Annotated in this window: 23 protein-coding genes; 9 read left to right on the plus strand and 14 right to left on the minus strand. The window is 67.3% G+C overall.

Going from position 1 to position 24260, the window contains the following annotated elements:
• The first annotated feature begins 1 nt into the window (after position 1).
• Together V1Y59_RS02920 and otsB are read left to right on the plus strand one after the other, a co-directional pair.
• Positions 2 to 1534: an alpha,alpha-trehalose-phosphate synthase (UDP-forming) gene (locus tag V1Y59_RS02920; protein ID WP_330503337.1), complete on the plus strand. Its 1533-nt coding sequence runs from the start codon at positions 2 to 4 to the stop codon at positions 1532 to 1534.
• Complete coding sequence (gene otsB, locus V1Y59_RS02925; RefSeq protein ID WP_330503338.1) at positions 1531 to 2319, plus strand: trehalose-phosphatase; 789 nt, start codon at positions 1531 to 1533, stop codon at positions 2317 to 2319. Before V1Y59_RS02920 ends, otsB begins: the two co-directional genes overlap by 4 nt.
• A gap of 218 nt (positions 2320 to 2537) precedes the next feature.
• Here the strand turns inward: otsB and V1Y59_RS02930 are convergent, their stop codons facing one another.
• The 3 genes from V1Y59_RS02930 to V1Y59_RS02940 are packed head-to-tail and all read right to left on the minus strand — an operon-like array spanning position 2538 to position 5598.
• The gene (locus V1Y59_RS02930) at positions 2538 to 3641 is read right to left on the minus strand and encodes a zinc-binding metallopeptidase family protein (RefSeq protein WP_330503339.1); all 1104 of its coding nucleotides are present in this window, start codon (positions 3639 to 3641) and stop codon (positions 2538 to 2540) included.
• A gap of 5 nt (positions 3642 to 3646) precedes the next feature.
• Positions 3647 to 4459, minus strand: a complete 813-nt coding sequence (locus tag V1Y59_RS02935) for a transglutaminase-like domain-containing protein (protein WP_330503340.1) — start codon at positions 4457 to 4459, stop codon at positions 3647 to 3649.
• Positions 4456 to 5598, minus strand: a complete 1143-nt coding sequence (locus V1Y59_RS02940) for an ROK family transcriptional regulator (RefSeq protein ID WP_330503341.1) — start codon at positions 5596 to 5598, stop codon at positions 4456 to 4458. The genes V1Y59_RS02935 and V1Y59_RS02940 overlap by 4 nt, the downstream gene beginning before the upstream one ends.
• A gap of 42 nt (positions 5599 to 5640) precedes the next feature.
• Here V1Y59_RS02940 and V1Y59_RS02945 point away from each other — a divergent pair, with 42 nt between their 5' ends.
• The gene (locus V1Y59_RS02945; RefSeq protein WP_330503342.1) at positions 5641 to 6417 is read left to right on the plus strand and encodes an SDR family oxidoreductase; all 777 of its coding nucleotides are present in this window, start codon (positions 5641 to 5643) and stop codon (positions 6415 to 6417) included.
• Between the two features lie 615 nt (positions 6418 to 7032).
• Positions 7033 to 8925 (plus strand): HNH endonuclease signature motif containing protein, encoded by a 1893-nt coding sequence (locus V1Y59_RS02950; protein ID WP_330503343.1) that lies wholly within the window; start codon positions 7033 to 7035, stop codon positions 8923 to 8925.
• Between the two features lie 19 nt (positions 8926 to 8944).
• On the opposite strand, the gene V1Y59_RS02955 is transcribed toward V1Y59_RS02950, so the two are convergent.
• Positions 8945 to 10207: a L,D-transpeptidase gene (locus tag V1Y59_RS02955; RefSeq protein ID WP_330503344.1), complete on the minus strand. Its 1263-nt coding sequence runs from the start codon at positions 10205 to 10207 to the stop codon at positions 8945 to 8947.
• A gap of 73 nt (positions 10208 to 10280) precedes the next feature.
• Entirely contained in the window at positions 10281 to 10844 is a 564-nt protein-coding gene (locus tag V1Y59_RS02960) for a helix-turn-helix domain-containing protein (RefSeq protein WP_330503345.1), read from the minus strand.
• Between the two features lie 48 nt (positions 10845 to 10892).
• Here V1Y59_RS02960 and V1Y59_RS02965 point away from each other — a divergent pair, with 48 nt between their 5' ends.
• Positions 10893 to 11798 carry a class I SAM-dependent methyltransferase gene (locus V1Y59_RS02965; RefSeq protein WP_330503346.1) on the plus strand — a complete coding sequence of 302 codons (906 nt, stop codon included), beginning with the start codon at positions 10893 to 10895 and terminating at the stop codon, positions 11796 to 11798.
• Positions 11795 to 12754 carry an NAD(P)/FAD-dependent oxidoreductase gene (locus V1Y59_RS02970; protein ID WP_330503347.1) on the plus strand — a complete coding sequence of 320 codons (960 nt, stop codon included), beginning with the start codon at positions 11795 to 11797 and terminating at the stop codon, positions 12752 to 12754. Before V1Y59_RS02965 ends, V1Y59_RS02970 begins: the two co-directional genes overlap by 4 nt.
• A gap of 32 nt (positions 12755 to 12786) precedes the next feature.
• Here the strand turns inward: V1Y59_RS02970 and deoC are convergent, their stop codons facing one another.
• Positions 12787 to 13461: a deoxyribose-phosphate aldolase gene (gene deoC / locus V1Y59_RS02975; RefSeq protein ID WP_330503348.1), complete on the minus strand. Its 675-nt coding sequence runs from the start codon at positions 13459 to 13461 to the stop codon at positions 12787 to 12789.
• 27 nt (positions 13462 to 13488) lie between these two features.
• On the opposite strand from deoC, the gene purU reads away from it, so the two are divergent.
• Positions 13489 to 14433, plus strand: a complete 945-nt coding sequence (gene purU, locus V1Y59_RS02980; protein ID WP_330503349.1) for a formyltetrahydrofolate deformylase — start codon at positions 13489 to 13491, stop codon at positions 14431 to 14433.
• Between the two features lie 118 nt (positions 14434 to 14551).
• Positions 14552 to 16177 (plus strand): MFS transporter, encoded by a 1626-nt coding sequence (locus V1Y59_RS02985; protein ID WP_330503350.1) that lies wholly within the window; start codon positions 14552 to 14554, stop codon positions 16175 to 16177.
• Between the two features lie 26 nt (positions 16178 to 16203).
• Here the strand turns inward: V1Y59_RS02985 and V1Y59_RS02990 are convergent, their stop codons facing one another.
• From V1Y59_RS02990 to V1Y59_RS03015, 6 genes are all read right to left on the minus strand, one after another.
• Positions 16204 to 16998, minus strand: coding sequence for a DUF1542 domain-containing protein (locus V1Y59_RS02990; protein ID WP_330503351.1), 795 nt, complete (start codon positions 16996 to 16998; stop codon positions 16204 to 16206).
• A 141-nt stretch (positions 16999 to 17139) separates the two neighbouring features.
• Positions 17140 to 18225 carry a hypothetical protein gene (locus V1Y59_RS02995; RefSeq protein ID WP_330503352.1) on the minus strand — a complete coding sequence of 362 codons (1086 nt, stop codon included), beginning with the start codon at positions 18223 to 18225 and terminating at the stop codon, positions 17140 to 17142.
• Between the two features lie 27 nt (positions 18226 to 18252).
• Positions 18253 to 19071 (minus strand): carbon-nitrogen hydrolase family protein, encoded by an 819-nt coding sequence (locus tag V1Y59_RS03000; RefSeq protein WP_330503353.1) that lies wholly within the window; start codon positions 19069 to 19071, stop codon positions 18253 to 18255.
• A gap of 106 nt (positions 19072 to 19177) precedes the next feature.
• Positions 19178 to 19945: a class I SAM-dependent methyltransferase gene (locus tag V1Y59_RS03005; RefSeq protein ID WP_330503354.1), complete on the minus strand. Its 768-nt coding sequence runs from the start codon at positions 19943 to 19945 to the stop codon at positions 19178 to 19180.
• Between the two features lie 37 nt (positions 19946 to 19982).
• Complete coding sequence (locus tag V1Y59_RS03010; protein WP_330503355.1) at positions 19983 to 20492, minus strand: DUF2505 domain-containing protein; 510 nt, start codon at positions 20490 to 20492, stop codon at positions 19983 to 19985.
• A 130-nt stretch (positions 20493 to 20622) separates the two neighbouring features.
• Entirely contained in the window at positions 20623 to 21123 is a 501-nt protein-coding gene (locus V1Y59_RS03015) for a DUF2505 domain-containing protein (RefSeq protein ID WP_330503356.1), read from the minus strand.
• A 46-nt stretch (positions 21124 to 21169) separates the two neighbouring features.
• Between V1Y59_RS03015 and V1Y59_RS03020 the strand changes: the two genes are divergently transcribed.
• On the plus strand, positions 21170 to 22261 hold the full coding sequence (locus V1Y59_RS03020; RefSeq protein WP_330503357.1) for a UDP-N-acetylmuramate dehydrogenase: 1092 nt from the start codon (positions 21170 to 21172) through the stop codon (positions 22259 to 22261).
• Here the strand turns inward: V1Y59_RS03020 and V1Y59_RS03025 are convergent.
• A complete protein-coding gene (locus V1Y59_RS03025) occupies positions 22245 to 23369 on the minus strand; it encodes an alpha/beta fold hydrolase (RefSeq protein WP_330503358.1) in 1125 nt (374 codons plus the stop codon). The genes V1Y59_RS03020 and V1Y59_RS03025 overlap by 17 nt on opposite strands.
• Positions 23366 to 24208 carry a MerR family transcriptional regulator gene (locus V1Y59_RS03030; protein WP_330503359.1) on the minus strand — a complete coding sequence of 281 codons (843 nt, stop codon included), beginning with the start codon at positions 24206 to 24208 and terminating at the stop codon, positions 23366 to 23368. The genes V1Y59_RS03025 and V1Y59_RS03030 overlap by 4 nt, the downstream gene beginning before the upstream one ends.
• Between the last annotated feature and the right edge of the window lie 52 nt (positions 24209 to 24260).

The raw sequence follows: 24260 nt of genomic DNA on the forward strand, positions 1-24260 counted from the left end.
CATGGCGGGCTCCGGGGACGTGACGCACGGCGGGGCAACCGCCGACCATCATTTCGGTGACGCGGAGTTCGTCGTCGTCGCCAACCGCCTGCCGGTCGACAAGGAGGTCTTGCCCGACGGCACGGTGAACTGGAAACGCAGCCCGGGCGGGCTGGTCACCGCTCTCGAACCCATCCTGAGGTCACAGACCGGCGCATGGGTCGGTTGGTCCGGGATCGCCGACTCGAACGACAACCCCGACATCGAGGGCATCGACATCCACGCGGTGCCACTGTCCACCCAGGAGATCGCCGAGTACTACGAGGGTTTCTCCAACGCGACGTTGTGGCCGCTGTACCACGACCTTCTGGTCAAACCCGAGTACCACCGCGAATGGTGGGACACCTATGTCGACGTGAATCGTCGCTTCGCGGAGGAGACCGCCAAGGCCGCCGCCGAGGGGGCGGTGGTCTGGATTCAGGACTACCAGCTCCAGCTCGTCCCCAAGATGCTGCGCATGCTGCGTCCGGATCTCAAGATCGGCTTCTTCCTGCACATCCCGTTCCCGCCGGTCGAGCTGTTCATGCAGCTGCCGTGGCGGACGGAGATCGTCGAAGGCCTGCTGGGTGCCGACCTCATCGGTTTCCATCTGCCGGGCGGTGCGCAGAACTTCCTGTTCCTCGCGCGACGACTCGCCGGCCAGGCCACCAGCAAGGGCACGGTCGGTGTGCGCTCGCGGTTCGGCGTCGTCCAAGTCGGTTTCCGGACGGTGCGGGTCGGCGCGTTCCCGATCTCGATCGACTCCGGCGACCTCGACGCCAAGGCCAAGTCCAAGGAGATCCGGAACCGGGCGCGCGAGATCCGAAAGGACCTCGGCAATCCGAAGACGATCATGCTCGGCGTCGACCGGCTCGATTACACCAAGGGCATCGACGTGCGCCTCAAGGCCATCTCGGAGATGCTGGAGGAGAAGCGGCTCGACCCCGAAGAAACGGTGATGATCCAGCTGGCGACCCCGAGTCGTGAGCGCGTGGAGAGCTACGTGCAGATGCGAGCGGGCATCGAGCAGCTGGTCGGCAACATCAACGGCTCGTTCGGCTCGGTCGGCCAACCGGTGGTGCAGTACCTTCACCGCCCGGTTCCCCGCGACGAACTGATCGCGTTCTTCGTCGCCGCCGACGTGATGCTCGTGACCCCGCTGCGGGACGGGATGAACCTCGTCGCCAAGGAGTACGTGGCATGCCGCAGCGACCTCGGCGGCTCCCTGGTGTTGAGCGAGTTCACCGGAGCCGCTTCGGAATTGCGCTCGGCGTATCAGGCCAATCCGTACGACCTCGAAGGCGTCAAGGACGCCATCGAGGCGGCGGTGGGGCAGACCACGGCGGATGGCCGTAAGCGGATGCGCGCGCTTCGTCGTCAGGTGATGGCCCACGATGTGGCCAAGTGGGCGGAGAGTTTCCTCGGCACGCTGGCGTCGGTGACCGAGACGGCGACGGACGCCAACCGCGGCGTCCACCTCGTCCAGACGTCAGACGCCGCGGATCAGGACGCATGAGCGCCACCGGGATACCTGCCGCGTTGCGGGAGGCCCTGATCGACGCGGTGTCGGTTCCGACGTTGCTCGTCGCATCGGACTACGACGGCTGCATGTCCCCGTTGGTGTCCCGGCCGGAGGACGCGATCCCGAATCCCGCGTCGGTGGCGGCGATCGCCGCCGCTGCCGAGTTGCCCGGGACGACCGCAGCCGTGGTGTCGGGTCGCGAGCGCGCGGTACTGGCCGAGCTGTCGGGGTTGTCCGCGCCGGTCGCCCTCGTCGGCAGCCATGGCAGCGAGTTCGAATCCGGGTTCGTCTTCGAGATCACCGACGACCATCGCGCCCTGCTCGCCCGACTCATCGACGAATTGCGTTCCATCGCAGCAGATCACCCCGGCACGCGGGTGGAGACCAAACCGGCCAGCACGGTGCTGCACGTGCGTAATGCGTCCTCGGCCGATGCCGAGAAAGCTCTGGAGCGAGTTCGTTCCGGGCCGGCCACGTGGCCGGATGTCCAGAGCACCGAAGGCAAAGAGGTCCTCGAACTCGCGGTCATCGAGACGAGCAAGGGGCACGCCCTCGATGTGCTACGGGAGCAAGTCGGCGCGGATGCGGTGATCTATCTCGGCGACGATGTCACCGACGAGAAGGCGTTCGCCCATCTGCATCCCGACAACGGCGACGTGACCATCAAGGTCGGGACCGGCGATACGATCGCGACCCACCGCATCGACGACACCGACGACGTCGCAACGGTTCTCGAGTTCGTGGTGGCTCAGCGCCGCGAAGCGAGAACCTCCGCCTGAGCGTCACGAAGGGTCGCCCCAACCGCTGGTCGGTTAGCCCGGGCGCCCCCAACCGCTGGTCGAGTAGCCGAGGAGCCTGCGACGAGGCGCATCGAGACCCCGGAACTCGATCTCGATACGCACGCTCGCCTGGCGGCTCGCGGGCTACTCGATCATCGGGTGGGGCGAGCTTGCGAGCGCGCCACCCTGAGTAGCGAGCTTGCGAGCGTATCGAAGGGTCACCCCGATCCCACCATCGGATCGGTGATCGCCAACCGCGTCGCCGACTCCCGGATCACCCGGTGGACGAATCCGAGTTTCCGGACAACCGGGCGCGGGATGTCGAACGGGTAGAGCGGCCGCGCCCCCATGGCGGCGTTCACGCGATTGAACATGGTGGACAACCATTTCCAGTCGTAGAGGAGCCGTTCGATGGGGACATCCGCGTACGATTTCAACGGCACGATGTCGCGGTCCATGGTGAAGCTGACCTGATCGCTCTCGAGCATGAGTCCGGATTCGCGCGCGGTGTCGATGGTCCCGGTGATGTGCAGGTAGTGCGCGAAGCATTCCGCGAAATCTTCCCACGGGTGCATCGTCGCGTACTCGGAGATGTACGAATCCTGCCAGTTACGCGGCGGACCGTACGTGTAGTGGCGGTCGATGGCATCGCGGTAGGACACGCGTTCGTCGCCGAAGATCTCCCGGGCTTCGGCCAGGTACTCCGTGGCACCGCCACCGGTTTCGACGAGGATGTGCTCGAAGTAGTGGCCGACCTCATGTCGGAAGTGCCCGAGCATCGTGCGGTAGGCCTCCCCCAGGTCCACGCGAAGTCGTTCGCGGTGGGCGTCGAGGGATTCGGCCAGATCGATCGTGACGACACCGTTGGCGTGTCCGATGATCACCTGCTGTCCCGTCGTCTGACTCGAGAGCAGATCGAATGCCAGTCCACCCTCGGTGCGCCAGAAGGGCTCGACGGGCAGCCCCAGGTCCGCGAGCTGATAGATCAGCATGCGGAGGTCGCGCGTCGTGGAGGTGAGTTTCTCCACCGCGATGGTGTCGTCGGGGTCGGGATCCCGTCGGACGAGTGAACACGGAAAACATCTGCCCCGCAGGCCGATCGACCCTTCGTCGACCTCGGCCAAGGTCAGCCAGTTGCACCCGGTTCGGGTCGCGTTGGAACACCGCACCCACTGCCGTCCGTCGATCTGGACGCCCTCGGTCGCGACCACTGCCAACGATTGGCTCGGCAGGTGGATTCCGACCGAGCTCCCGCAACTGGGGCAGTGTTGGGGATCGAATCCGGAGAGCGCGTTGCAGACCGGGCACGTGAGTGCATGCACGGCGGTCAGCCTATCGCGATGCGGTCCTCCCCGGTGTCGGTCGGCAGGTCTCCCTGCACGATCGCGGTGACCTTGTAGGAGTTCAGGTTGATGGTGCCTCGATGATTGTCGAGGAACGCGGTGTCGGCGGCGTCGCGGCCGGTGGAGATGCGCACCATGGTCTGGCGCGGAGCCAGGCCGGTGGCGTCCACGACCACCCAGCGTCCGTCGATCAGCGCCTCGGCCACCGCATGGAAGTCCATCGGGTCGCAGCCGGGGGCGTACACGGCGACGAGGCGGGCCGGGATGTTCAGGGCCCGAAGCAATGCCACGACGAGGTGGGCATAGTCACGGCACACGCCGGCACCGGCGAGCAGGGTGTCGGCCGCACCATCGATGGGGTCGCTCGCACCGGGAATGTAGCTGAGGTGACTCTCGACGAACGAGGTCACCTGCTGCAGCAGTTCGCTCGGCGGGAGGTTGATGTCGAACTGTCCGGCGGCGTAGCCGAAGAACTTGTCTGCCTCGGCATATCGGCTGGGCCGTAGGTAGATCGAGTGGTCGGTCACCTCGACTTCGATCGGGTCGGCCGGGGTGGTGACCGATGCCGAGTAGTCGACCACCACGAGCCCCGAGTCGACCTGAAGGCGGTGGATGCGGGACCCGTGCTCACCGACGATCTCTTCCGGTTCGACCGCGTCACCGTCGATGGTCACCGACAGCGTTTCGTCCACCGTGAGGCCGGGCAGTTTCGCGACGGTGATCTGCATCTCGAGCTCGGTGGCGGCGGTGACGTTCACCTCGAGGGAGGAGGCGACTTCGCGCGGGGGTGTGGTCATACGTTCACGTTAGGCGATGGGTGATTCCCGGTCGCGGCGACAGGGTCGGCGTAGATCACACTCAGGGCCACGATGACCGCTGCGCTCTCCTGGATGCGCACCCCGAACCGCGACGGCGCGATCTCGAGGGGGCGACGGATGGTGGTGGCCGCGTCGAACGCGGCCTGTACGGGCGCCAGCCCTCGCGGGTGCGCGGCGAACGCGTCACCTGCGACCACGACGGCATCCGGGTTGAGCACGTCACGCATCATCGCGACGACACCGCCGAGTACCTCCGCGCGTTCGTCGAGGATCATGGGCGCGTCCTCGTCCGCGCCGATTCGTCGTGCCGCGCGCTGGGCCGACGCACGACCCACCACATCCTGCAGGACCGGGTTCGGCGAGTCTGCGAGATGCGGTGCGACGACCGGTAGGTGGGCGATCGATCCGGCCCCGCGCCGAGGCATGAGGACCCTGCCGTCGACGGACATCGCCATGCCCACGGTCTCGCGGGCGTAGAAGAACAGCCCAGTGCCGACGATCTCGCGGGGCGCACTGAGCAGCAGTTCGGCGGCCGACATCGCCTGGACATGCTCGCCGACCGAGACGGGGACGTCGAGCGCATCGGCGAGCATCTGCCCGACGGGAACGCGCTGCCAGCCCAACACCGGGTGGTCGATCCGCCCGGACGCGGAGTCGACGACGCCGCCCGCGGCGACCCCGCCCCACAGCAGCCGCCGGCCACTGAATCGTGCTGCGAGATCGCGCAATTGCGCACACAGATCACCGACCCCGGCAGCGTCGCGCGGTGTCAGCACGGCGTGGCTGTACAGTGGCCGGCCGCCGAGGTCGGCGATCGCGAGCAGCGTCCGCCGGGCACCGATGTGCATTCCGGCGACACACAGCGAGTCCCGGTCGAGGGTGAGCGGATTCTTCGGTCTACCGATGGCGCCCGGATCGACGAGATCGGGTCGCTCCACCACCAGGCCGAGCCGCGTGAGTGCGGCGACCTGGCGATTGATCGTCGCGGGCGAGAGCGATGTGGCGCCGGACAGATGATCGCGGGTCACGGGGCCGCTGATCCGGATGGCGTGCAGGACTGCCGCCGCGGGCGTGGAGCCGACCTGCAGGGCCGCGGGCACGACTCCGGTCGACGACATGTACCGAATTTAGCAACGTCGAAGCGTCGCTAAGCTGAGGTCATGACCAGCACCACGCAGAACGGAACGGCCGAGCAAGCGAAAGCGGAACCGAAGGTTGCGGTGGTGACGGGCGCGAGTTCGGGGATCGGGGCCGCGACCGCACGTCAGCTGGCGTCTCAGGGCTATCACGTGGTGCTGGGTGCGCGACGCACCGAGCTGATCGATGAACTCGCGGCAGAGATCGGCGGGACCGGCCGACGTCTCGATGTCACCGACGCCGAATCCGTCGACGCGTTCGTGGCGGGACTGGAGAAGGTGCACGTGTTGGTGAACAATGCGGGCGGCGCCAAGGGCCTCGACCCCGTCGCGACGGCCGACCTCGAAGACTGGAGGTGGATGTGGGAGACGAACGTGCTCGGAACTCTTCGGCTCACGAAGGCGTTGCTACCCGCGTTGGTCGATTCCGGTGACGGCCTGATCGTCACGGTCACCTCGATCGCGGCCCTCGAGGCCTACGACAACGGTGCCGGCTACACGTCGGCCAAGCACGCCCAAGCAGTCATGCATCGAACCCTGCGGTACGAGCTACTCGGAAAGCCGGTGCGACTCACCGAGATCGCGCCTGGAATGGTCGAGACCGAGTTCTCTCTGGTGCGTTTCGAGGGCGACCAGGAGAAGGCCGACGCAGTCTACGAGGGCCTGACCCCGCTCACAGCCGACGACGTCGCCGAGGTGATCGGTTTCGTCGCGTCCCGCCCTCCTCACGTCGACCTGGATCAGATCGTCCTCAAGCCGCGCGACCAGGCGTCCGCCCGGCGAAACATCAAGACGGGCTGAGGGGCCGACTCGCGGCCGGATCACGTTGGTCGAGTAACCCGAGCCACCCCCACCCGGTGGCCGAGTAGTCCGAGCCGCACCCCCAACCGTTGGTCGAGTAGTCCGAGCGCTCCCCCACCCGCTGGTCGAGTAGTCCGAGCCGCTAGGCGAGGACGTATCGAGACCTCGGAACCATCGAAACCTCCTGCACCACCGATCTTGTCACATCCACCCGATATCCTGATCGCAATCTAAAAGCGCAGACCCACCGTTATCCACAGGCCGCCGCTCACCCACCAAAGTTGTCAGACCCAACCGATACTCTGTAGTCAGTTCCGTTACGACACAGCTTTGTCCGTTGATGTAGTCCGAGCCACACACCCTACCGGTGGTCGAGTAGTCCGAGCCGCTAGGCGAGGACGTATCCGCCGGATTGAGCCTGTCGAAATCGAGACCTCGAAACCTCTTGCACCACCGCACTTGTCACACCTACCCGATATCCTGAACCCAATCGAAAAGCGCAGACTCAACATTATCCACAGTCCGCCGCTGACCCACCAAAGTTGTCAGACCCACCCGATACTCTGACATCAGTTCCACTCCCGCACAGCATCTCCCCCACACGAAAGGACTCGCGTGTTCACCTACACCGACCCCACCGCCGACGACACGCTGTTGTCGTCGGTCGGTGCCGAGGGGTTGGGGGCGTTCGCGCGCGACGCGTTGCGGTTGAGTCGACAAGCCGAAGCACGCGCACTGCTGATGGCCTACCGCATCGGCGAAAGAGCCTACAACGAGCGGCTGTACGGCGCCGACGGCCGCCACCGCATGATCTTCGGCCAGACCGCCCGCAACGCCGCGGTCGGAGAGATCTCCCTGGCGTTGCGGATCAACAAAACCAAAGCCGGCGAATGGTACTCGCTCGGCGCCTCACTGCAGGAGTACCCCAAGATCCGGATGGCATACCTGGCCGGCGAATTCAGCACCCACCGCATGTCGGTGATGGTGCACGCCGCCGACATCGCCCCAAAAGGCGACCTGAGCGACCAACTCCCCTACCCCAACGACACCTCCGATGAGCCGGCGGACGAGCCGACCGACCCCACCCTCGACGACCTCCTCGACGACGAGGCTGACGACACCGACCCGGATGCCGAGGTACAACCGGAACCACAACCCGACCAGGATGAGCCGGTCAGTTTCGAAGACCTCGCCCTCGAGCTGGGGAATCGGGCCTCGACTGACACCGCGTTGCGTGATGACCTCGCCGACGCGGTGATCAGCCTGGATCCGGACGGGGCGGCCGAATCGCGGGATGCGATCGCCGAAGCGTTCGAGAACATCACCTTCAGCAACGAAGCCGGCGGGCACATGAACCTCGACGCCTGTATGCCTGCCGAGCACGGCGTGCATCTGCGTGACCGCATCAGCGCGCTTGTCGCCGCACGCGTGTGCAAGAACGACCCGCGCACCCTCGGACAGCAGCGCATCCTCGCGTTCGGCGAGATCGTCGGTATCCCCGGCGCCACCCTGACCTGTGAATGCGGCGACGACGCCTGCACCGCCGGAAAGACCCGCACCGGCCGTGGGAAGCGGTCGGCGGCGCCCAGCACCGGCGGCAATGCATCGAACCAGCCTCACCCAGAGACAGCCGAAACCACCGACACCACCGGCCGTGAGACTGACCCGAGCAACAACGGTGACGACGAGGGTCGGTTGACGAGCAGCGCGTCCATCACCGCGCCTACCGACGCCGAGCCGGCCGCATCCGCCGAGGACCATGACACCACCGACACCGCGGACGACTCCGACAACCAGGAGATCGCCGAGACCGGCAGCGAGCCCGCCGCCGACCTCGCCAACGTCGACAGCACCGACGATGGCGACACAACCGAGACCGACACCGACACCCCTGACGACACCGGCAACGCCGACAACTCCGACAGCACCGAACAAACCGACACCGCCCCAGCGCCCACCGACCTCCCGACCCCACCGGCCTGGACCCTGCTGCACGACCCCACCGGCATCGAACCCACCCGTCTGCAGGGCTACGGCGCCATCGATCCAGCCCACGCCGCCGACCTGGCACAACGGGCGAAGATCATCACCATCCCCACCCTCACCACCCCCAAGCCCGCCAGCCGACTGATCGTCATCGGCGAACGCGCCCTGGCACCACCCATCGACCCCACCGGACACGGCGGATACGACATCCCACCACCCGGAGCCCTGATCTACCGACCATCCGACCGGCTACGCGCCGAAATCACCTACCTGGATCGGCGCTGCCGCTACCCCTACTGCAGCCGACCGTCCCACGAATGCGAACTCGACCACCTGGTGAAGTTCAACCATGCCGACCCCCTGGCCGGCGGTTGGAGCGTGCCCTTCAACTTCGCACCGCTGTGCCGGCCCGATCACCATCGCAAACACGACGGCGGCTGGGTACCGACCATGCACACCGACCGCACCATCACCTGGCGCAACCTACGCACCGGCGAAACCATCATCACCTACCCACGGTGAGATTGTGCGGTAACGGTTTTCAGCCTGCCGGCGCAGGTGCCGCCGACCGAGGCGCTCCGGAAGGCGTTGCCGGCACGTCGATCTGCGATGGGTCGCCCTTGATCGCCGACATCCCGGTCCACGTCTCCCAGTCGAAGATCCAGTCGAAGATGTCGCCGTCGGCTTCCGACAACGCGATTCGCGTCCCGGTCACCTCCACCGGGTCGCCGTAGACAGCCACCTCGAAGTAGCGTTGGGCGTTCTCCAGCGACAGGTTGATGCACCCGTTGGTGACATTTGACGAGCCCTGCACCCCAACGGTTTGCGGATTGGCGTGGATGAATTCGCCGTTGTTCGAGATGCGGACGGCGAATCGCTCTCGCACGTTGAAGTATCCGGCTGCCGGATTACTCATGTAGAAGTCTTCATACTTCTCGGTCACCACGTGGATGCCCGAGCGTGTGACGTTGCGGTCCAGGTCGCCCTCGCCGTAGCTGCACGGCAAGGTCATCAGCACACTGCCGTCACGCACCACCACGATCTGGTGCGACGACGCCTCGGCCTGAACGATCTGGGATCGGCCGATCCCGAAGTCCGATGTCACGTCAGCCGCACCGTAAGCACCGCCGCCGTAGTCGACGCCATAAAGCTTCGCCGACATGTGAACCTTGGTGCCCGGCGCCCAGTACTCCCGGGGCCGCCAATGCACCCGTGACCCGTTGTCCTCGCCGAGCCACGCCCACGCGCCCTCGGTCTCCGGTTCGGTGGTGACGCTCAGCGCCCTCTCGACCGCTTCCTTGTCCTCGACAGTCGCATCGAACTTCAAGATGATCGGCGCGGCGATGCCGACTTCCTGCCCGTCGCCGATGTTCACCACGAGGTTGGTCTGCGACTCCGGAGCGAGCGTGGTGAACGCTCCGGTGACCGGCGTGGTGACCCGGTCGTATCCGATCGCGCTGCCCTGCCACGTGTACTCCGTGCCGTATCCGAGCGGCTCGGTGATGGTGAACGTCTTCTGATCATCCGTCATCGCCCCGGCGACGACCTTGCCGTTCGGGTTCACCAGCTTGATGTCCGGGTTGAGCACCCCGTTCTCCGCCTTGACCGAGAAGGTGTCGGTGGGGTTCGGCGCCTCCTCGGCGTCGAGCGCAGGTGTGAAGACCAGCTCCACGGTGGGCTCGGCGGGTCCCGCGCTCTCGGTCTCCGACTCACCGCCGGAGCACGCCGCCGCCGCGACGGCGACGGCACCGAGACCAGCTGCGGCGAGAACTGTTCGTCGGGTGAGGAGGGGTTGCGCGCTCATAACGGCCTCCAGCGTACCGACCGGTGCCGGAAAAGCGCGCTCTGCCAGCTGTGATGTGACTGAGTATCGACTGTCACCCCGGGAGGTGGGCCCGCTCGCCGTCGTGGTCGAAGATCGACACGATCTCGGCGGGCCCATCCACCGCCGACATCCCGTGCGGCACCATCGTCGAGAACTCCGCCGCCTGCCCCGGCGGCACCAGGATCACCCGCTCCCCGAGGTACAGGCGGATGGTTCCGGAGATGACGGTGAACCACTCGCGGCCCGGATGCACCCGCAAACTGTTCGGGTCCACGGTGTGCTCCCCGGTGAGACGGACCTTGGCGACCGTGACGTTGCCCGGAGTCTGGTCCCGCGACAGGTTCCAGAACGTCATGCCTGCCTCGGTGTGTGGCTCCGGCCGGATCACCACGTCCTCGTCGTTCGCCGGTTCCACCAGCTGGTCGAGCGTGGTGCCGAGGGCACGCGCAATCGGCACCAATTGGTCCAGGGCGACACGACGATGCCCGGTCTCGATCCGGCTCAACGTCGACGAACTGAGATAACACCGCGCGGCGAGCGAGTCGAGCGTCCACCCCTTCGCCAACCGCAGCCCTCTGATGCGCTGCCGAACGACCGCATCGATTTCTTGCTCCATACGCAAGAGGGTATGCCAGTAGCGCATTCCGCCGCTACCGTGGAGATCATGACGCAGCCTTCTCAAGCGCAGCACCGCGGGCACCACCACGGCCACGGCCATGACCACGGCAAGAATGGTCACGCACCCCTGGACAGCGCGATGGCCGACGGAATGGCCGAAGTGCTCGACCTGGATGCGGCCGCGACCGGCCAGTATGTCGATGACCTCGTCGCCCGGATCTCCGCGCTGGCGCCCGACCCACGTACGGTGATCGATCTCGGCTCCGGCACCGGCACTCAGAGCGTCGCCTTGGCACGGCACTACCCGACCGCCCGGATCATCGGACTCGACAACTCCGTGACCATGCTGGAACGGGTCGCCGACGCGGCCCGACGCGCCGGCCTCGACGATCGAGTCCACACGCTGCACGCCGACCTCGACGTCGCAGTTCCCGACGAACTCACCGACATCGACGTGGCGTGGTCGTCATCGACCATGCACCACTTCGCCGACCCCGCGGCGCTGCTCCGGTCAGTGCACAACGCACTGCACCCCGGAGGCATCCTCGTCGTCGTCGAACTGGACGGGCTCCCGGCGTTCCTCCCGCCGGACTCGCCGGAGGGAGCGCTGGAAGCGCGACTGCAGGACATCATGTCCGAACGCGGCGCGAACGCACATCCCGACTGGACGCCGACCATCACCGGCGCCGGATTCGACCTCGTCGACACCATCGACATCGAGAACCCGCCCGTCCCACGGGAACTCACCGCCCGCTATGCGGTCGCATGGATCTCCCGCATGCGCCAGGGTCTCGACGACGACCTGTCCGACACCGAGCGCGCCACCCTCGACGACCTACTCGACCCGAACCATCCGTCGTCGCTACACCAGCGCGACGACCTCTCCGTCCGCACTCGTCGCACCGCCTGGATCGCGCGACGTTCCGACCACACTGAAGGAGAAAAGCCATGAGCACCAATGCCTTCGACGTCGCCATCGTCGGTGGCGGGCCCGCCGGACTCAGCGCCGCGACCACCCTCGCCCGCTCGTTGCGATCGGTGATCGTCATCGATGCCGGCGAACCCCGCAACGCTCCCGCCGAGGGTGCCCACAACGTCCTCGGCAACGAAGGCATCCGGCCCACCGAGCTGCTGGCGAAGGGGCGCGCCGAAGCTCGCGGCTACGGCACCGAGATCCGTTCCGGCGCAGTGACCGACGCGGCCCGCACCGACGAGGTGTTCACCCTTGAGCTGGCCGACGGCGACACCGTCACCGCACGACGCGTCCTCCTCGCCGCCGGCCTGGTGGACGAACTGCCGGACGTCCCCGGCGTCCGGGAACTCTGGGGCTCGACGGTCCTGCACTGTCCGTACTGCCACGGCTACGAGGTTCGCGGCAGGCGCATCGGCGTCCTCGGCACCAGCCCGATGTCCGTGCACCAGACCCTGCTGTTCAGCCAGCTCAGCGACGACGTCACCCTGTTCACGCACACCATGCCACCCATCGAAGACGCTGAGCTCGAACAACTCTCGGCCCTCGGCGTCTCCATCGTCGACGGCGCGGTGGACCACCTCGACATCGCCGACGACGCGCTAAGGGCCGTCGCGCTGGCCGACGGCACCACGGTGGAGCGCGACGCCCTGGTCGTCGCCCCTCGATTCGTGGTGCGCTCGGAGTTGTACACGCGCCTCGGCGGGACCCTCAGCGACCATCCGATGGGTGGGCAGTTCATCGCAGCCGACCCGATGGGCGCCACCGATATCCCCGGCCTGTGGGCTGCCGGCAACGTCGCCAATCTCGCTGCGACGGTGTCCGTCTCGATGGGTGCCGGAGTGACCGCGGGTGGTGCGATCAACATGGATCTCGTCGCCGAGGACGCCCGACGCGCAGTCGACGCCCGGCGAGCGGGCGCCACCGCCGCGGTCTGACAGCTCAGGTCTGACAGCTCAGCTCTGACGAGTCAAGCCGCGAAACCCTCGAGGACCGCGCGTGACCCGGACAATCCGAGGCGGGTCGCGCCGGCCCCGATGAGTTCGGCCGCGAACTCGGCCGTCCGGATGCCGCCGCTCGCCTTCACACCGGCACGGTCGCCGACCGCATCCCGCATGAGCCGCACCGCTTCCACGGTCGCGCCGCCCGACGGGTGGAAACCGGTGGACGTCTTCACCATCGACGCCCCGGCCTGGACAGCGCGCCCACACACCTCGGTCACCGTGTCCGGCCCGGCGAACTCCAGCAGCGCTGCCGACTCGATGATCACCTTGAGCACGACGTCGCCGATGGCCTCTCGGACGGTCATGACATCGGCGAACACCTCGTCGAATCGGCCGTCGACCGCCGCACCCACATCGATCACCATGTCGATCTCGTCGGCGCCGCTGTCGACGGCGAGCCGGGCCTCGGCCGCCTTGACCAGCGAATGGTGCTTACCCGAGGGAAAACCCGCGACGACACAGGTCTGCAGCGCCCCGGTCTCGATGGGCAGCATCGACGGCGACAGACACACCGCGTAGACGCCCAGCTCCGCGGCCTCGGCAACCGTGGCCTCGGCGGCCGCACGGGTGGCCTCCGGCTTGAGCAGGGTGTGGTCGATCATGGCCGCCACATCGCGGCGGGACAGGTCGGTGGTGATCACACAGACGAGCTTGACACACTGACAGTCGTGGCAGCACCAGAGCCGACCCCGGCACCCCCGACACCGGCGCAACCGACCCCGACGCAACCGACCCCGTCTGGGGTCGACCCGGAGCACCGGTATGTCCTCACCCTCGGATGTCCCGACCGGACGGGAATCGTGGCGCGCATCTCCGGATTCCTCGCCGACATCGGCGGCTGGATCACCGAGGCCGGGTACCACTCCGACAGCGAGACGGGCTGGTTCTTCACCCGTCAGACCGTCCGGGCCGGTTCCGTGCAGATCGGGCTGGACGAGATGCGGGAGCGGTTCGCGCGGGAGGTGGCCGCCGAGATCGGCCCCGAGACCGAGTGGCGGCTCACCGACACCGGCTCACCGAAATCGGCGGTACTGCTGGTCAGCAAGGAAAGCCATTGCCTCGTCGACCTCCTCGGCCGTGCGCACCGTGGCGAACTCCCGGCGACGGTCTCCGCGGTGGTCGGCAACCATCGAGATCTCGAGGAGCTGGTGACGCGGTTCGACGTCCCGTTCCACCACGTGCCGTTCCCGTCGGAGGGCAAGGCGCAGGCGTTCGAGGAGGTCGCCGGCATCGTCGACGGGTACTCCCCCGACGCAGTGGTCCTGGCCCGCTTCATGCAGATCCTGCCGCCGCAGCTGTGCGATGCGTGGGCCGGCCGCGCGATCAACATCCACCACAGCTTTCTGCCGAGCTTCGTCGGCGCACGGCCGTATCACCAGGCGTTCGCGCGGGGGGTCAAGCTGATCGGCGCGACCTGCCACTACGTCACCGCGGATCTCGACGCCGGGCCCATCATCGAGCAGGACGTCATCCGGGTCGACCACAGCGACACCGTCGCGGACATGGTCCGTCAGGGTCGCGACATCGAGACAATGGTGCTCTCGCGCGGCCTGCGCTGGCACCTCGAGGACCGCGTTCTGGTCCACGGCCGCAAGACCGTCGTCTTCACTTGAGTGCCCGTTCTGCAGCATCGGACATCCCGTTCACGCTAATCTGACATCGATCGTTATCAGATAACGCTTGTGGCCAGATCGGTACGGCCGACGGATGCTCTGTAGGGAAGGTGCACTCATGGTCGTCGGGGGACCAACGAGTACTGGCGGAAAGAACCGGTTCCGGTGGTGGGCGCTGTTCGCCTTGTGCTGGGCCGAACTCCTCGTGTTCGTGGACAACACGATCGTCAACGTCGCGCTCCCGACGATCGCCCGGGAGATGTCGGCCGACAACTCGGGCCTGCAATGGGTGGTCGACATGTACACCCTGGTGTTCGCAGGTCTGCTGCTGACCGGCGGCTATCTCGGCGACCGATTCGGCAGGCGGCTCGTCCTACAGGTCGGCCTGGTGGGCTTCGCCGCGCTGTCGATCCCGGCGGCGATGTCGGACACGCTCGGCCAGCTGATCGCCGCTCGCGCGGGACTGGGCCTGTTCGCGGCGTTGGTGTTCCCGGCGACGCTGGCGATCATCGTGGTGATCTTCGACGACCTCACCGAACGCGCACTCGCGGTCGCGCTGTGGGCTGCCGTCGCAGGCGTGGCGATCGCGATCGGTCCACTGCTCGGCGGCTGGCTGCTCGAACACTTCTCCTGGGGTGCCATCTTCTGGGTGAACATCCCTGCCGGACTCTTGGCAGCCTTCCTCGTCGCCCTGTTGGTGCCGCCGAACAAGAATCCCGATGTCGGGCCATTCGACCTCCGCGGGGTCGTCCTGTCCGGTGTCGGGATCGTGCTCTTCGTCTACTGCGTCATCGAAGCACCGAATCACGGGTGGTGGTCGATCCAGACGATCGTCGGGTGCGGTCTGGGGGTGCTGGTCCTCGCGCTCTTCGCCCGGTGGGAGTACCGCCACACGCACGCGTTGTTCGACGTGCGACTCTTCGCCGACCGGGGATTCGCCACCGCCGCCCTGCTGATGGCCTTCGGCTTCTTCGCCCTCATGGGTTTCGTCTTCCTGGTCACCCAGTACTTCCAGGGCGTTCGCGACTACTCCGCTCTCGAGACAGGTGTGCGCACTCTTCCGTTCGCCATTGTCATGGGACTGCTCGCCGGTCCCAGCATGTGGCTCGCGTCGAAAGTCGGGGCCGGACGCACCGCCGCGTTCGGATCGCTCGTGATGGCGGCCGGTTTCGTGATGACCGTGCAGTACGACACGGACACGTCGTACTGGGGCGTCATCGTGGTGGCGATGTCGACGATGGCCGCAGGCGTCGCCCTCATCTCGGGCCCGGCGACCTTCCTGGTGCTCAACGAGATCTCGGCCGGACAGGCCGGCGCGGGCGCCGCTGTCAACGACACGAGTCGTGAGATCGGCGGCACACTCGGCGTTGCCGTACTGGGATCGATTGTGGCGTCGGTGTATTCGGCGAATGTTGCGGAGTCTCTGGCGGACACACCGCTGCCGGATGAGGTGAAGGAGACCAGCGAGAGTTCCCTGATGGTCGGCGTCCACACAGCGGAGCAGATCCCCGGGCCCCTGGGCGACCAACTCGAGAGCGTGGTGAAAGGCGCCTTCATCACCGGTTTCCACTCTGCGTCGTGGGTGGCCGCAGCAATCGCCGCGGGCGCCGCAGCGGCCGGTTGGTGGGTGTTCCAGACCGATACCCGACGCTCGAACACGGTCACCGACCGGACGCGGCCGACGTCATCGGTTGCGAAGACGACACCCGACACTCCCGCGGGCGACGAGGAACCCGTTACCTGAACACGTGCGGGACGTCGAGGCGCCCCTCAGAAGCCGAAGTCCCCGAAATCTCCGCCGCCGAAATCGCCTCCGCCGTCGAAGAATCCGCCTCCGCCGTCCCCCATGTCGCCACCGCCCATGTCGCCACCGGCATCACCGGCATCGCCGCCCTCGAGGGCTCCGGCGTCACTGCCGTCACCGGCACCGCTCTCGAATGCGTTGGCGTCGTAGTTGACTCCGGCCATCCCGGAGAACAGCGCCGAGAACAGGAACATCGAACCGATACCCCAGGCACCGGCGACAAGGGCCGGCTTCCACCACGGCTCGGAGTACCAGCCGGCGGGAACGGGTCGTCCGGCGACGCGGCCGCCGGGATAGTAGTTGGGCGTGCGCGACGACGGGCTCGGCGAAGCCTCCACCTGGCGGCCCTCGAAGTCGACGGTGCGGTCCTCGGTGACCGAGCCCGCGCTCTTCTGCCCTTCGAGCTCCGGAACCACGGGCCCCGGATCCATGTTCATCGCGGTGCGGGCCGCGCGAACGTAGTACAGGCCCTCGACGGCCGTCTGTTTGGCCAGTTTCGCCTGCGCAGGCGAGTTGGCCTGCTCGATCTGCGAGCCGGCCGCGTTGTAGCGTTCACCGGCGTCGGCCAGGGCCTGCTTCGATGCCGGACCGTCGCCGACCAGCATGAAAACCTGCCCGCCGAGTCGTTCGATCGCCTGCCGCGCGTCGGCCTTGGCGTCGTCGAGTTCGCGGGCCGCATTGACCCCGGACCGTTGCTGGGCCATCACGACGATGCCGACGACGACCAGGACCACGACAGCGATCAGGATCAGTGCGCTCATCTCTTCCTCCGTTGGGGATTCCACCTCAGATGCCGTGCCCGGGCCGTGGTGACGTCCCGCCGAGACCGACAAAATCGGACATGTCCCAGCGTACCGGCGAACCGGTTGTGACTGCGCCGCTCGAATCGCGCCGACCGGTCGTCAGGCGGCCGAGCAGTCCCCGGACCCGCCGGTCATCTCCCCGGACAGCGCCACGTCCTGGCCGTCGACCGCGAAGTCGACACCCTGGTCGGTGACCTGCATGCTCTGCACAGTGACCTCGTCGAAGAGCGGCCCGAACAGCGATTCGGAGACGCTGTCGACGACCTGCTGAGCGAAGTCCGACGGGATGCCGAAGATGAACGCGCTGGCCTTCACCACCTCGAAGTCCACCCGGCCCTCCTGCAGTACCGGGCGGATCGTGGTCGACACCGGGATCGGCAGGAACGCGACCTGCACGGCGGAGTCCACCTGGATGGTGCCGTCCGCGGCGTTGCCGGTCATCGTCTCGATGCTCGCGCCCTGCATCAGGCCACCTGCACCGGACTGACCGTTGCCGGACGTCGACGGGTCGGCGCCTGCGGTCGCCTGCTGGCTCATCGCGACGACACGGTCGAACGGGACGAACCCGGTCCCGGTGAGCGACCGGATGGTGGAGGAGTCACCCTCACCTGTGATGCCTTCGGCGCGCGCATGCAGCCGCATCTCACCGGGTTCGTCGACCGTGTCGATCTGGACGAACGGGATGTCGTTGCCGAACCCCTGCAGCAGCATCGGTTTACGGCTGAGCGACACCGTGGTCTCCGTGCCGGTCAGCTCGGTGAACGCGCTCTCCATGCAGTCGGTCGCCTTGTTGCGCAGATACAGTTCGCTGCCGACCGCGGCGATGACGAGCATCAGGATGACCGCCACGGATGACAACGCGACGATCTTGCCGGTGCTGCGCTTCTTGGCAGGCGACGTCGACACCACACCGGTCTGTGCCTCCGGCGGGATCGGCGCGAACCCGTCCGACTGGGCATCGAACCCGCCGGTGTGGCCGGGCCCGAACTGCGCGGTCTCGGTGCGCGGGAGCTGCGAATAGGCGCGGGGGGACTCGTCGGTGGGAGCCGCGGCGCCCAGCTTGGCCGTGTGGTCGTCGGTGTGCTCGCCGACGGGATGCTGCTGGGCGGCGTGGTCCGGGGTCCCGGGGGTCTGCGGGTCGTCACCACCCGATCCGGGCCGGTCGGTGTTCTGGCTGTCGGTCATGTCGCGCGGTCCTCGGTTGCTGCTCGGTCAGTTCGTGCTCGGTGCCGAGACCTGTTGGATGGGCCGTTCGTTGTCCAGGACGGCCAGGGCCTTGCGTGCCTTCTCCACTGTGCCCAGGTCGACATCGTGAACCCCGACCTGCACGCCTTCGTCGTATGCGGCGACCACGGTACCGAAGGGATCTGTGAGTTGGCTGTGACCTATTCCGGTGGGCGCCGACGACTCCCGGACCTCGGGATCAGTGGGCAACGCCTGCCCGACGGCCGCCACGTAACAGGTCGAATCGAGGGCGCGCGAGGTGGCCAACGCCTGCCACTGGTGCACCTTGCCGGCACCGGCGCCCCACGACGCCGGGACGACGATGACCTGCGCTCCTCGACGTGCGAGCGCGGTGAACAACGCCGGGAACCGGATGTCGTAGCAGGTTGCGACACCGACCGTGACGTCGCCGACGGTGAACGTCACCGGCTCGTCCCCGGCCGCGACCGTGCGGGACTCGGTGAACCCGAACGCGTCGTACAGATGGATCTTGTCGTAGGACCGGCGTGACCCATCCGGAGCGGCGATGACCAGCGTGTTGGCCACGCGGTCACCCGCCGGCGTGAACATCCCGGCGACCACGGTGACACCGTGCCGTGCGGCGATCGCCGACACCTCGGTGGCCCAGGGCCCATCGAGTGGCTCCGCGATCGGCCCGAGCTTCACCCCGAATCGACACATCGTCGCCTCGGGCAACACCACCAGATCGGCCCCGCGCCCGGCCGCCTCGGCGACGGCCGCATCGACCTGCTCGAGGTTCTTCGACGGGTCGGTGCCGGAGGTGATCTGCGCCATGGCGATTCGCATGGCCCCCAGGGTAGTGACCGCCGAGGACGTGACAAGCGTGCGATGGAACGGTATTCGAACGATCGGATGACCCCGGGGCCCGGCTGTCCTCAGGGTTCGACTGTCCTCAGAGCGGGGCGACGACGGACCAGGGCACGGTCAGGATGTTGTCGACGACGCGCCCCCGCGCGATGGCGACCGGGACGCCATGCTGATGCAGCAGGGCCAGCGTCTGCCGCCACCGCCTGCGCGGCCCGAACGCGGCATGTGTCGCGGCGATGTCCCAACAGCGGTCGGCCAGGGACAGCAACTCATGGATCGGCTCGCCCGGCACGTTGTGGTGGATCAGTGCCTTCGGCAGTCGCTCAGCGAGTTCGGAAGGGCGCTCGGTGTGTTCGGGCGACCAGCTCAGGGTCAACGACCGCGGCTCGTCGGCATCGAGCACGAACCAGCAGCATCGGCGACCGATCTCGTCACACGTGCCCTCGACGATCAGTCCGCCGGGTGCCAGCGAACGCTGCATCCGCGCCCACGCGTCGGCGACCTCGGATTCGTCGTACTGGCGTAGGACGTTGAATGCCCGCACCAGATGAGGTCGCAGCCCGGCCAGTTCGAAGCCGCCGAGGGCGAACCGCACGCCGTCACGGGGTTCGACGATCCGCTCGGGATCGATCTCGAGACCCACCATCTCCAGGTCGGGTGCTTTCGGCCGCAGCCGCCGGGCCATCTCCACCGTGGTGTCCGGGCGGGCGCCGTAGCCCAGGTCGACGACGAGTGGGCGCGGGGTGGAGCTCAGCAGCGTGCCGATCGCCGGGTCATGGGCCATCCACCGATCCACCCGCCGCAGGCGGTTGATGTTGGTGGTGCCGCGGGTGACCCGGCCGTGAGGTTTCATGCCGCGATCGGCGACCCGGCAATTGTGCAAGCAGACGTCAGAGGTTCTTCTTGACCCAGTCGGCCGCGTACTCGGCCTCCGCGCGGAAGAGGTCGACGAGGTTGACCAGCATGAGCTGCTCGAGTTTGCCGTTGACGAACGGGATGAACACCTTGACCTCGGTGGTCTTGCGGATCGTGCAGCCGGTCTCGGTCGGGAAGAGCTCCTGCCAGCCCTGCAGGCTGCCCGGCCCGGCCGGGATCGACGCGTTGTAGTTGCCCTTGGTGTTGTCGGGGTCGAAGGGGCCGAAGGACTCCTCGCGCGTGATGATCATGTCCTTCATCAGCACGGTCTGGGCCAACTGGGGCAGCTGGTCGCGGCCGATGGTCTGCTTGAGGACCACCCGCAGGCCGGTCTCGTCGGAGGTGAACTCCTCCACCGCGCAGTGCGGAGAGATCATCTGGAATCCGGCCATCATGTCGTCCCAGTACTGCCGGGTGCTCTGGGCCTGGTAGAGCGTCTCCGCCGGGTGGGTGAAACGCGCCGAGTAGCTGAGCCGTCGTGCCATGGGGATCAGGCTACGTTACCGATTCGTTGCTTCCCAATTTATCGCCCTTCGTGACGCGCGCTCGTACCTCACGCGCTCCTCAGGGACCGAGTGGAGATCCCTGAGGCGACCCGGAGCTTGCGGAGGGTCGTCACGAAGGGCGATGCGCGGCCTCCCAGGCCACGGTCTGCTCTTGCTCGGCGTCCAGCAGTTCGACGAGCTGGTCGATGATCGCCTTCTCGATCTTGCCGCCGACGAAGGGGACGCTCACCTCCACATCCGCGGTGTAGCGCGTCGATGCGGGATCGCCGCTGGTCACGAACGCCCCGTTCACCTTGGCCGGTGCCCCGGAGACGGTCGCGGTCATCTCACCGGTGATCCGATCGCCGGCGAGGGTGAATGTGTTGCGTCGCGGGATCTCCAGGTCCCCCGGACGGACCTTGGTCACCACCGACGGCAGCTTCTCCGCCGGCACACCCTGCTGCATCACGACGGTGATGGTGTCGTCGGTCACGTCGAAGGAGTCGAGTTGGCCGTGACTGGAGTTGATGGCATCGAGCAGGTCCCGCCAGTACTGCTCGGACGAGAGGATCTCCCACAACCGCGATACCGAGAAGGGATAGGACACCGCGTGTTCCATGGTGCTCGCCATGAGGGTGAGGGTACCGGAGATCATCGGTCGGGCTACGGTTGGTCAGGTGAGCGACCCCGTGCCCGCCGGCCCGGCCCGACAGACGCAGGACACCCTGCTGTCCTCGGTGACGACGCTGCGTCTTGGCGGCCCTGCGCGTGCATTCGAACGATGCCACGACACCGACCATCTGATCGGTGCGGTCACCGACCTCGACCGGCAACGGCACCGTTGCCTGCTCGTCGGCGGCGGATCGAACCTGGTGGTCGCAGACGAGGGGTTCGACGGCACCGCTGTGCTGATCGAGTCGTCGGGGGTCGCCTTCGGCACCGAGGACGGCCGCCCGTACGTCACCGCCGACGCCGGAGTCGACTGGGACGGTTTGGTTGCGGCCACCATCGACGCGGGATTCGGTGGGCTGGAATGCCTTTCGGGTATCCCGGGAGCTGCCGGCGCCACCCCGGTGCAGAACGTTGGCGCCTACGGCGTGGAGGTGGCCGACCTGCTGCGCGACGTCGACCTCCTCGACCGGCGCTCCGGCGAACGACGGCGGGTGGCGCCGTCCGCGCTCGAACTCGGCTACCGGACGAGCAATCTCAAGCACCGAGACGACCATGTGGTGCTCGCGGTCTCCTTCTGGCTCAACGACAAACGCATCAGCCGCCCCATCCGGTACGGCGAACTGGCCGCGACCCTGGGCCTCGAACCCGGCGCGCAGTCCGACGCGGCCGAGGTCCGCGAACAGGTGCTGTCACTGCGACGGGGCAAGGGCATGGTCCTCGACGCCGACGATCACGACACCTGGAGTGCCGGTTCGTTCTTCACCAATCCGGTGCTGACCGCCGACGAAGCGGTACCCGTGTTGCGCCGTATCCGCGAGCAGGTCGGCTCCGACATCACTGTCCCGACCTACCCCGCGGGCGACGGCGTCAAGCTGTCGGCGGGGTGGCTGATCGAACGCGCGGGGTTCCGGCGCGGCTACCCCAGCCCCGGTGCGCCGGTCCGGCTATCGACCAAACACACACTCGCGCTGACCAATCGGGGTGACGCGACCACGGACGAACTCCTCGATCTCGCTCGCGACGTCCGTGACGGTGTGCGTCAGGCGTTCGGGGTGGATCTGCACCCGGAGCCGGTGCTGGTCAACTGCTCGCTGTAGTCCCGACCGCCTCGGCGTCGACAGCGGCCGTCTCCCGCCGCCCCACATCGGCCAGCACGTCGTCGAGCAATTCGTTGAAACGTACGTCCGCCTCGATGCTCGACATGTGTCCGACACCGTCGAGCACGATCAGCTCTCGAAGTGAACCGTTGCGCCGCAACACCTCTGCCATCTGCTCGGCATGGACCGGCGGGGTGAGGCGGTCGTCGGTACCGACCACGACAGTCGTCGGTACGCGCAGCGCCTCGAGGCCGGCGACGACCTCCAGCTTGCCCATCGCCGATCCCCACCCGGCCCGCGAGCGCGCCGGGCATTCGGCGATCATGCGATCGACGAAGTCGACGTGCGCCTTGCGCGCGTTGGGGCCCAATGCGATGTAGTGCGACAGCCACGCGCTGTGCGCGGTATGCGGCAGCGGTACGGGCGCCGACGTGACGAGTTTGCCGACGGTCGTCTCGAACGGCTTCGTGTACCGAGGTAGCCCCACGGGAATGAGCAGGTGATTCTGCACGACCGCCTGGGCTGCGGTGGAGGTGAGCACCACCGACGACACCCGCGAGGAGATCTTGTCGGGGAACTGCGCGGCCCACGACATGATCGTCATGCCGCCCATGCTGTGGCCGACCAGGATCGCCCGCCGCCCCTCGGGCACCACCGCGTCGAGCACCGCGTCGAGATCCTGACCGAGCATCGCAATGGTCGGCCGGACCCGGCCCAGCTGGCTTGCGCCATGCCCGCGCTGGTCATAGGCGACGACCGGCTTCGTCGCGGCAAGGTGATTGATCTGCGGATACCAATAGCGGATGCTGCAGGTCCACCCATGCACCATGACGACGATGTCGTCGTCGGTGTTGTCGGGCCCGTGGGCTTCCACGTTGAGTCGCACGCCGCCGGCGGTCTCCACGCTCATCCGCCTCGGCTGGGCCCCGGGGGTGGCAAGCAGATCATCGGGCCCGTCGTCGAGCGCCCGTTCGGCACGGAACGCCTCGCGGAGCAGTCCCGCGAAGATCGTCCCGATTCCGGCGGCCACCACGCCGACCCCCACCGCAGCAGCCGCGCCGGCGATGGTCGCGATCGGCCCCGGCCGCCGCACGGTCAGTGCTTTCATGATTCCCCCTCATGTCGGACGATTCGCTCGGGCCGGTCCCCCACGGCACGCAGCTCGGTGACACCACCGGCGTCGGCCGAGTCCGACTCCGAACCGCCCGCCGCATTCTCACTATCGGGCGCGCCGGCGTCGAAGTATGTGCTGGCCTCGCCGATCGCCGCGGAGATCTGCCGGTCGAGAGCCTGACGGAACGTCGACTCGACGATGTCGTGCGCCATCGGTCGCACCGTCTGGATCAGCTCCGCCATCTTGCTGACCTGCTCCTCACCCAGATCGGGCAGGTTCTCGTCGAAGTACTTGTCGGTGATGATCGAGACGAAACTCTTGGCGACGTCATCGAGGTCGTCCTGCACACGGACCCAGCGATCGAGCAGGACGTCGATGTCGATCCCGGCCTTGACCAGGGTCTCGGCCCCTTCGAGCAGTTCCGGGTTGCGGATCGCGTAGTGGGCGCCGTCCTTGGCCAGCAGCCCGAGTTTCTGACTCAGCGCGATCGAGCGGTCGGTCGCGTTCAGCGTCTTGCGCAGTTCGGTGATGGTGATGGTGGCGGCGCGCTTGAAATTGCGGAAGCGTCCGCCGCGGGGTGCACCCCGCAACACCTGTTCCACCCGCATCCCGTAGTGGGCGGCGTGCAGCAACTCGCTGATGGTGGCGAACGTGTAGCCACGTTCGAGCATGCGGGAGATCAGATTGAGCCGGACCAGGTGCTCATCGGAGTACCAGCCGGTGCGGCCACGGATCGTCGGAGGCGGCAGCAGGCCGCGGTCCTGATAGACGCGGATGTTGCGCACGCTGACGCCTGACGCCTCTGCCAGGTCGTTGATCCGGTACTCGGCCACTTCGCCAGTGTATTCACCCTGCCCGTGCGGTCGGAAACAACCGCCGGGCCGG

The sequence above is a fragment of the Gordonia prachuapensis genome, assembly GCF_036350515.1.
Classification (GTDB): domain Bacteria; phylum Actinomycetota; class Actinomycetes; order Mycobacteriales; family Mycobacteriaceae; genus Gordonia; species Gordonia prachuapensis.

Bases quoted from the DNA above. Each gene is read 5' to 3' on its own strand.
- V1Y59_RS03010 (WP_330503355.1), bottom strand. From the start codon at position 20,492: ATGGCACGACGGCTCAGCTACTCGGCGCGTTTCACCCACCCGGCGGAG.
- V1Y59_RS02995 (WP_330503352.1), bottom strand. From the start codon at position 18,225: ATGACCGACAGCCAGAACACCGACCGGCCCGGATCGGGTGGTGACGAC.
- V1Y59_RS02920 (WP_330503337.1), top strand. From the start codon at position 2: ATGGCGGGCTCCGGGGACGTGACGCACGGCGGGGCAACCGCCGACCAT.
- V1Y59_RS03025 (WP_330503358.1), bottom strand. From the start codon at position 23,369: ATGAAAGCACTGACCGTGCGGCGGCCGGGGCCGATCGCGACCATCGCC.
- otsB (WP_330503338.1), top strand. From the start codon at position 1,531: ATGAGCGCCACCGGGATACCTGCCGCGTTGCGGGAGGCCCTGATCGAC.
- V1Y59_RS02955 (WP_330503344.1), bottom strand. From the start codon at position 10,207: ATGAGCGCGCAACCCCTCCTCACCCGACGAACAGTTCTCGCCGCAGCT.
- V1Y59_RS02990 (WP_330503351.1), bottom strand. From the start codon at position 16,998: ATGAGCGCACTGATCCTGATCGCTGTCGTGGTCCTGGTCGTCGTCGGC.
- V1Y59_RS02940 (WP_330503341.1), bottom strand. From the start codon at position 5,598: ATGTCGTCGACCGGAGTCGTGCCCGCGGCCCTGCAGGTCGGCTCCACG.
- V1Y59_RS03015 (WP_330503356.1), bottom strand. From the start codon at position 21,123: ATGGCGAGCACCATGGAACACGCGGTGTCCTATCCCTTCTCGGTATCG.
- V1Y59_RS02945 (WP_330503342.1), top strand. From the start codon at position 5,641: ATGACCAGCACCACGCAGAACGGAACGGCCGAGCAAGCGAAAGCGGAA.
- V1Y59_RS02935 (WP_330503340.1), bottom strand. From the start codon at position 4,459: ATGACCACACCCCCGCGCGAAGTCGCCTCCTCCCTCGAGGTGAACGTC.
- V1Y59_RS02965 (WP_330503346.1), top strand. From the start codon at position 10,893: ATGACGCAGCCTTCTCAAGCGCAGCACCGCGGGCACCACCACGGCCAC.
- V1Y59_RS03005 (WP_330503354.1), bottom strand. From the start codon at position 19,945: ATGAAACCTCACGGCCGGGTCACCCGCGGCACCACCAACATCAACCGC.
- V1Y59_RS02960 (WP_330503345.1), bottom strand. From the start codon at position 10,844: ATGGAGCAAGAAATCGATGCGGTCGTTCGGCAGCGCATCAGAGGGCTG.
- V1Y59_RS03000 (WP_330503353.1), bottom strand. From the start codon at position 19,071: ATGCGAATCGCCATGGCGCAGATCACCTCCGGCACCGACCCGTCGAAG.
- V1Y59_RS02970 (WP_330503347.1), top strand. From the start codon at position 11,795: ATGAGCACCAATGCCTTCGACGTCGCCATCGTCGGTGGCGGGCCCGCC.
- V1Y59_RS02985 (WP_330503350.1), top strand. From the start codon at position 14,552: ATGGTCGTCGGGGGACCAACGAGTACTGGCGGAAAGAACCGGTTCCGG.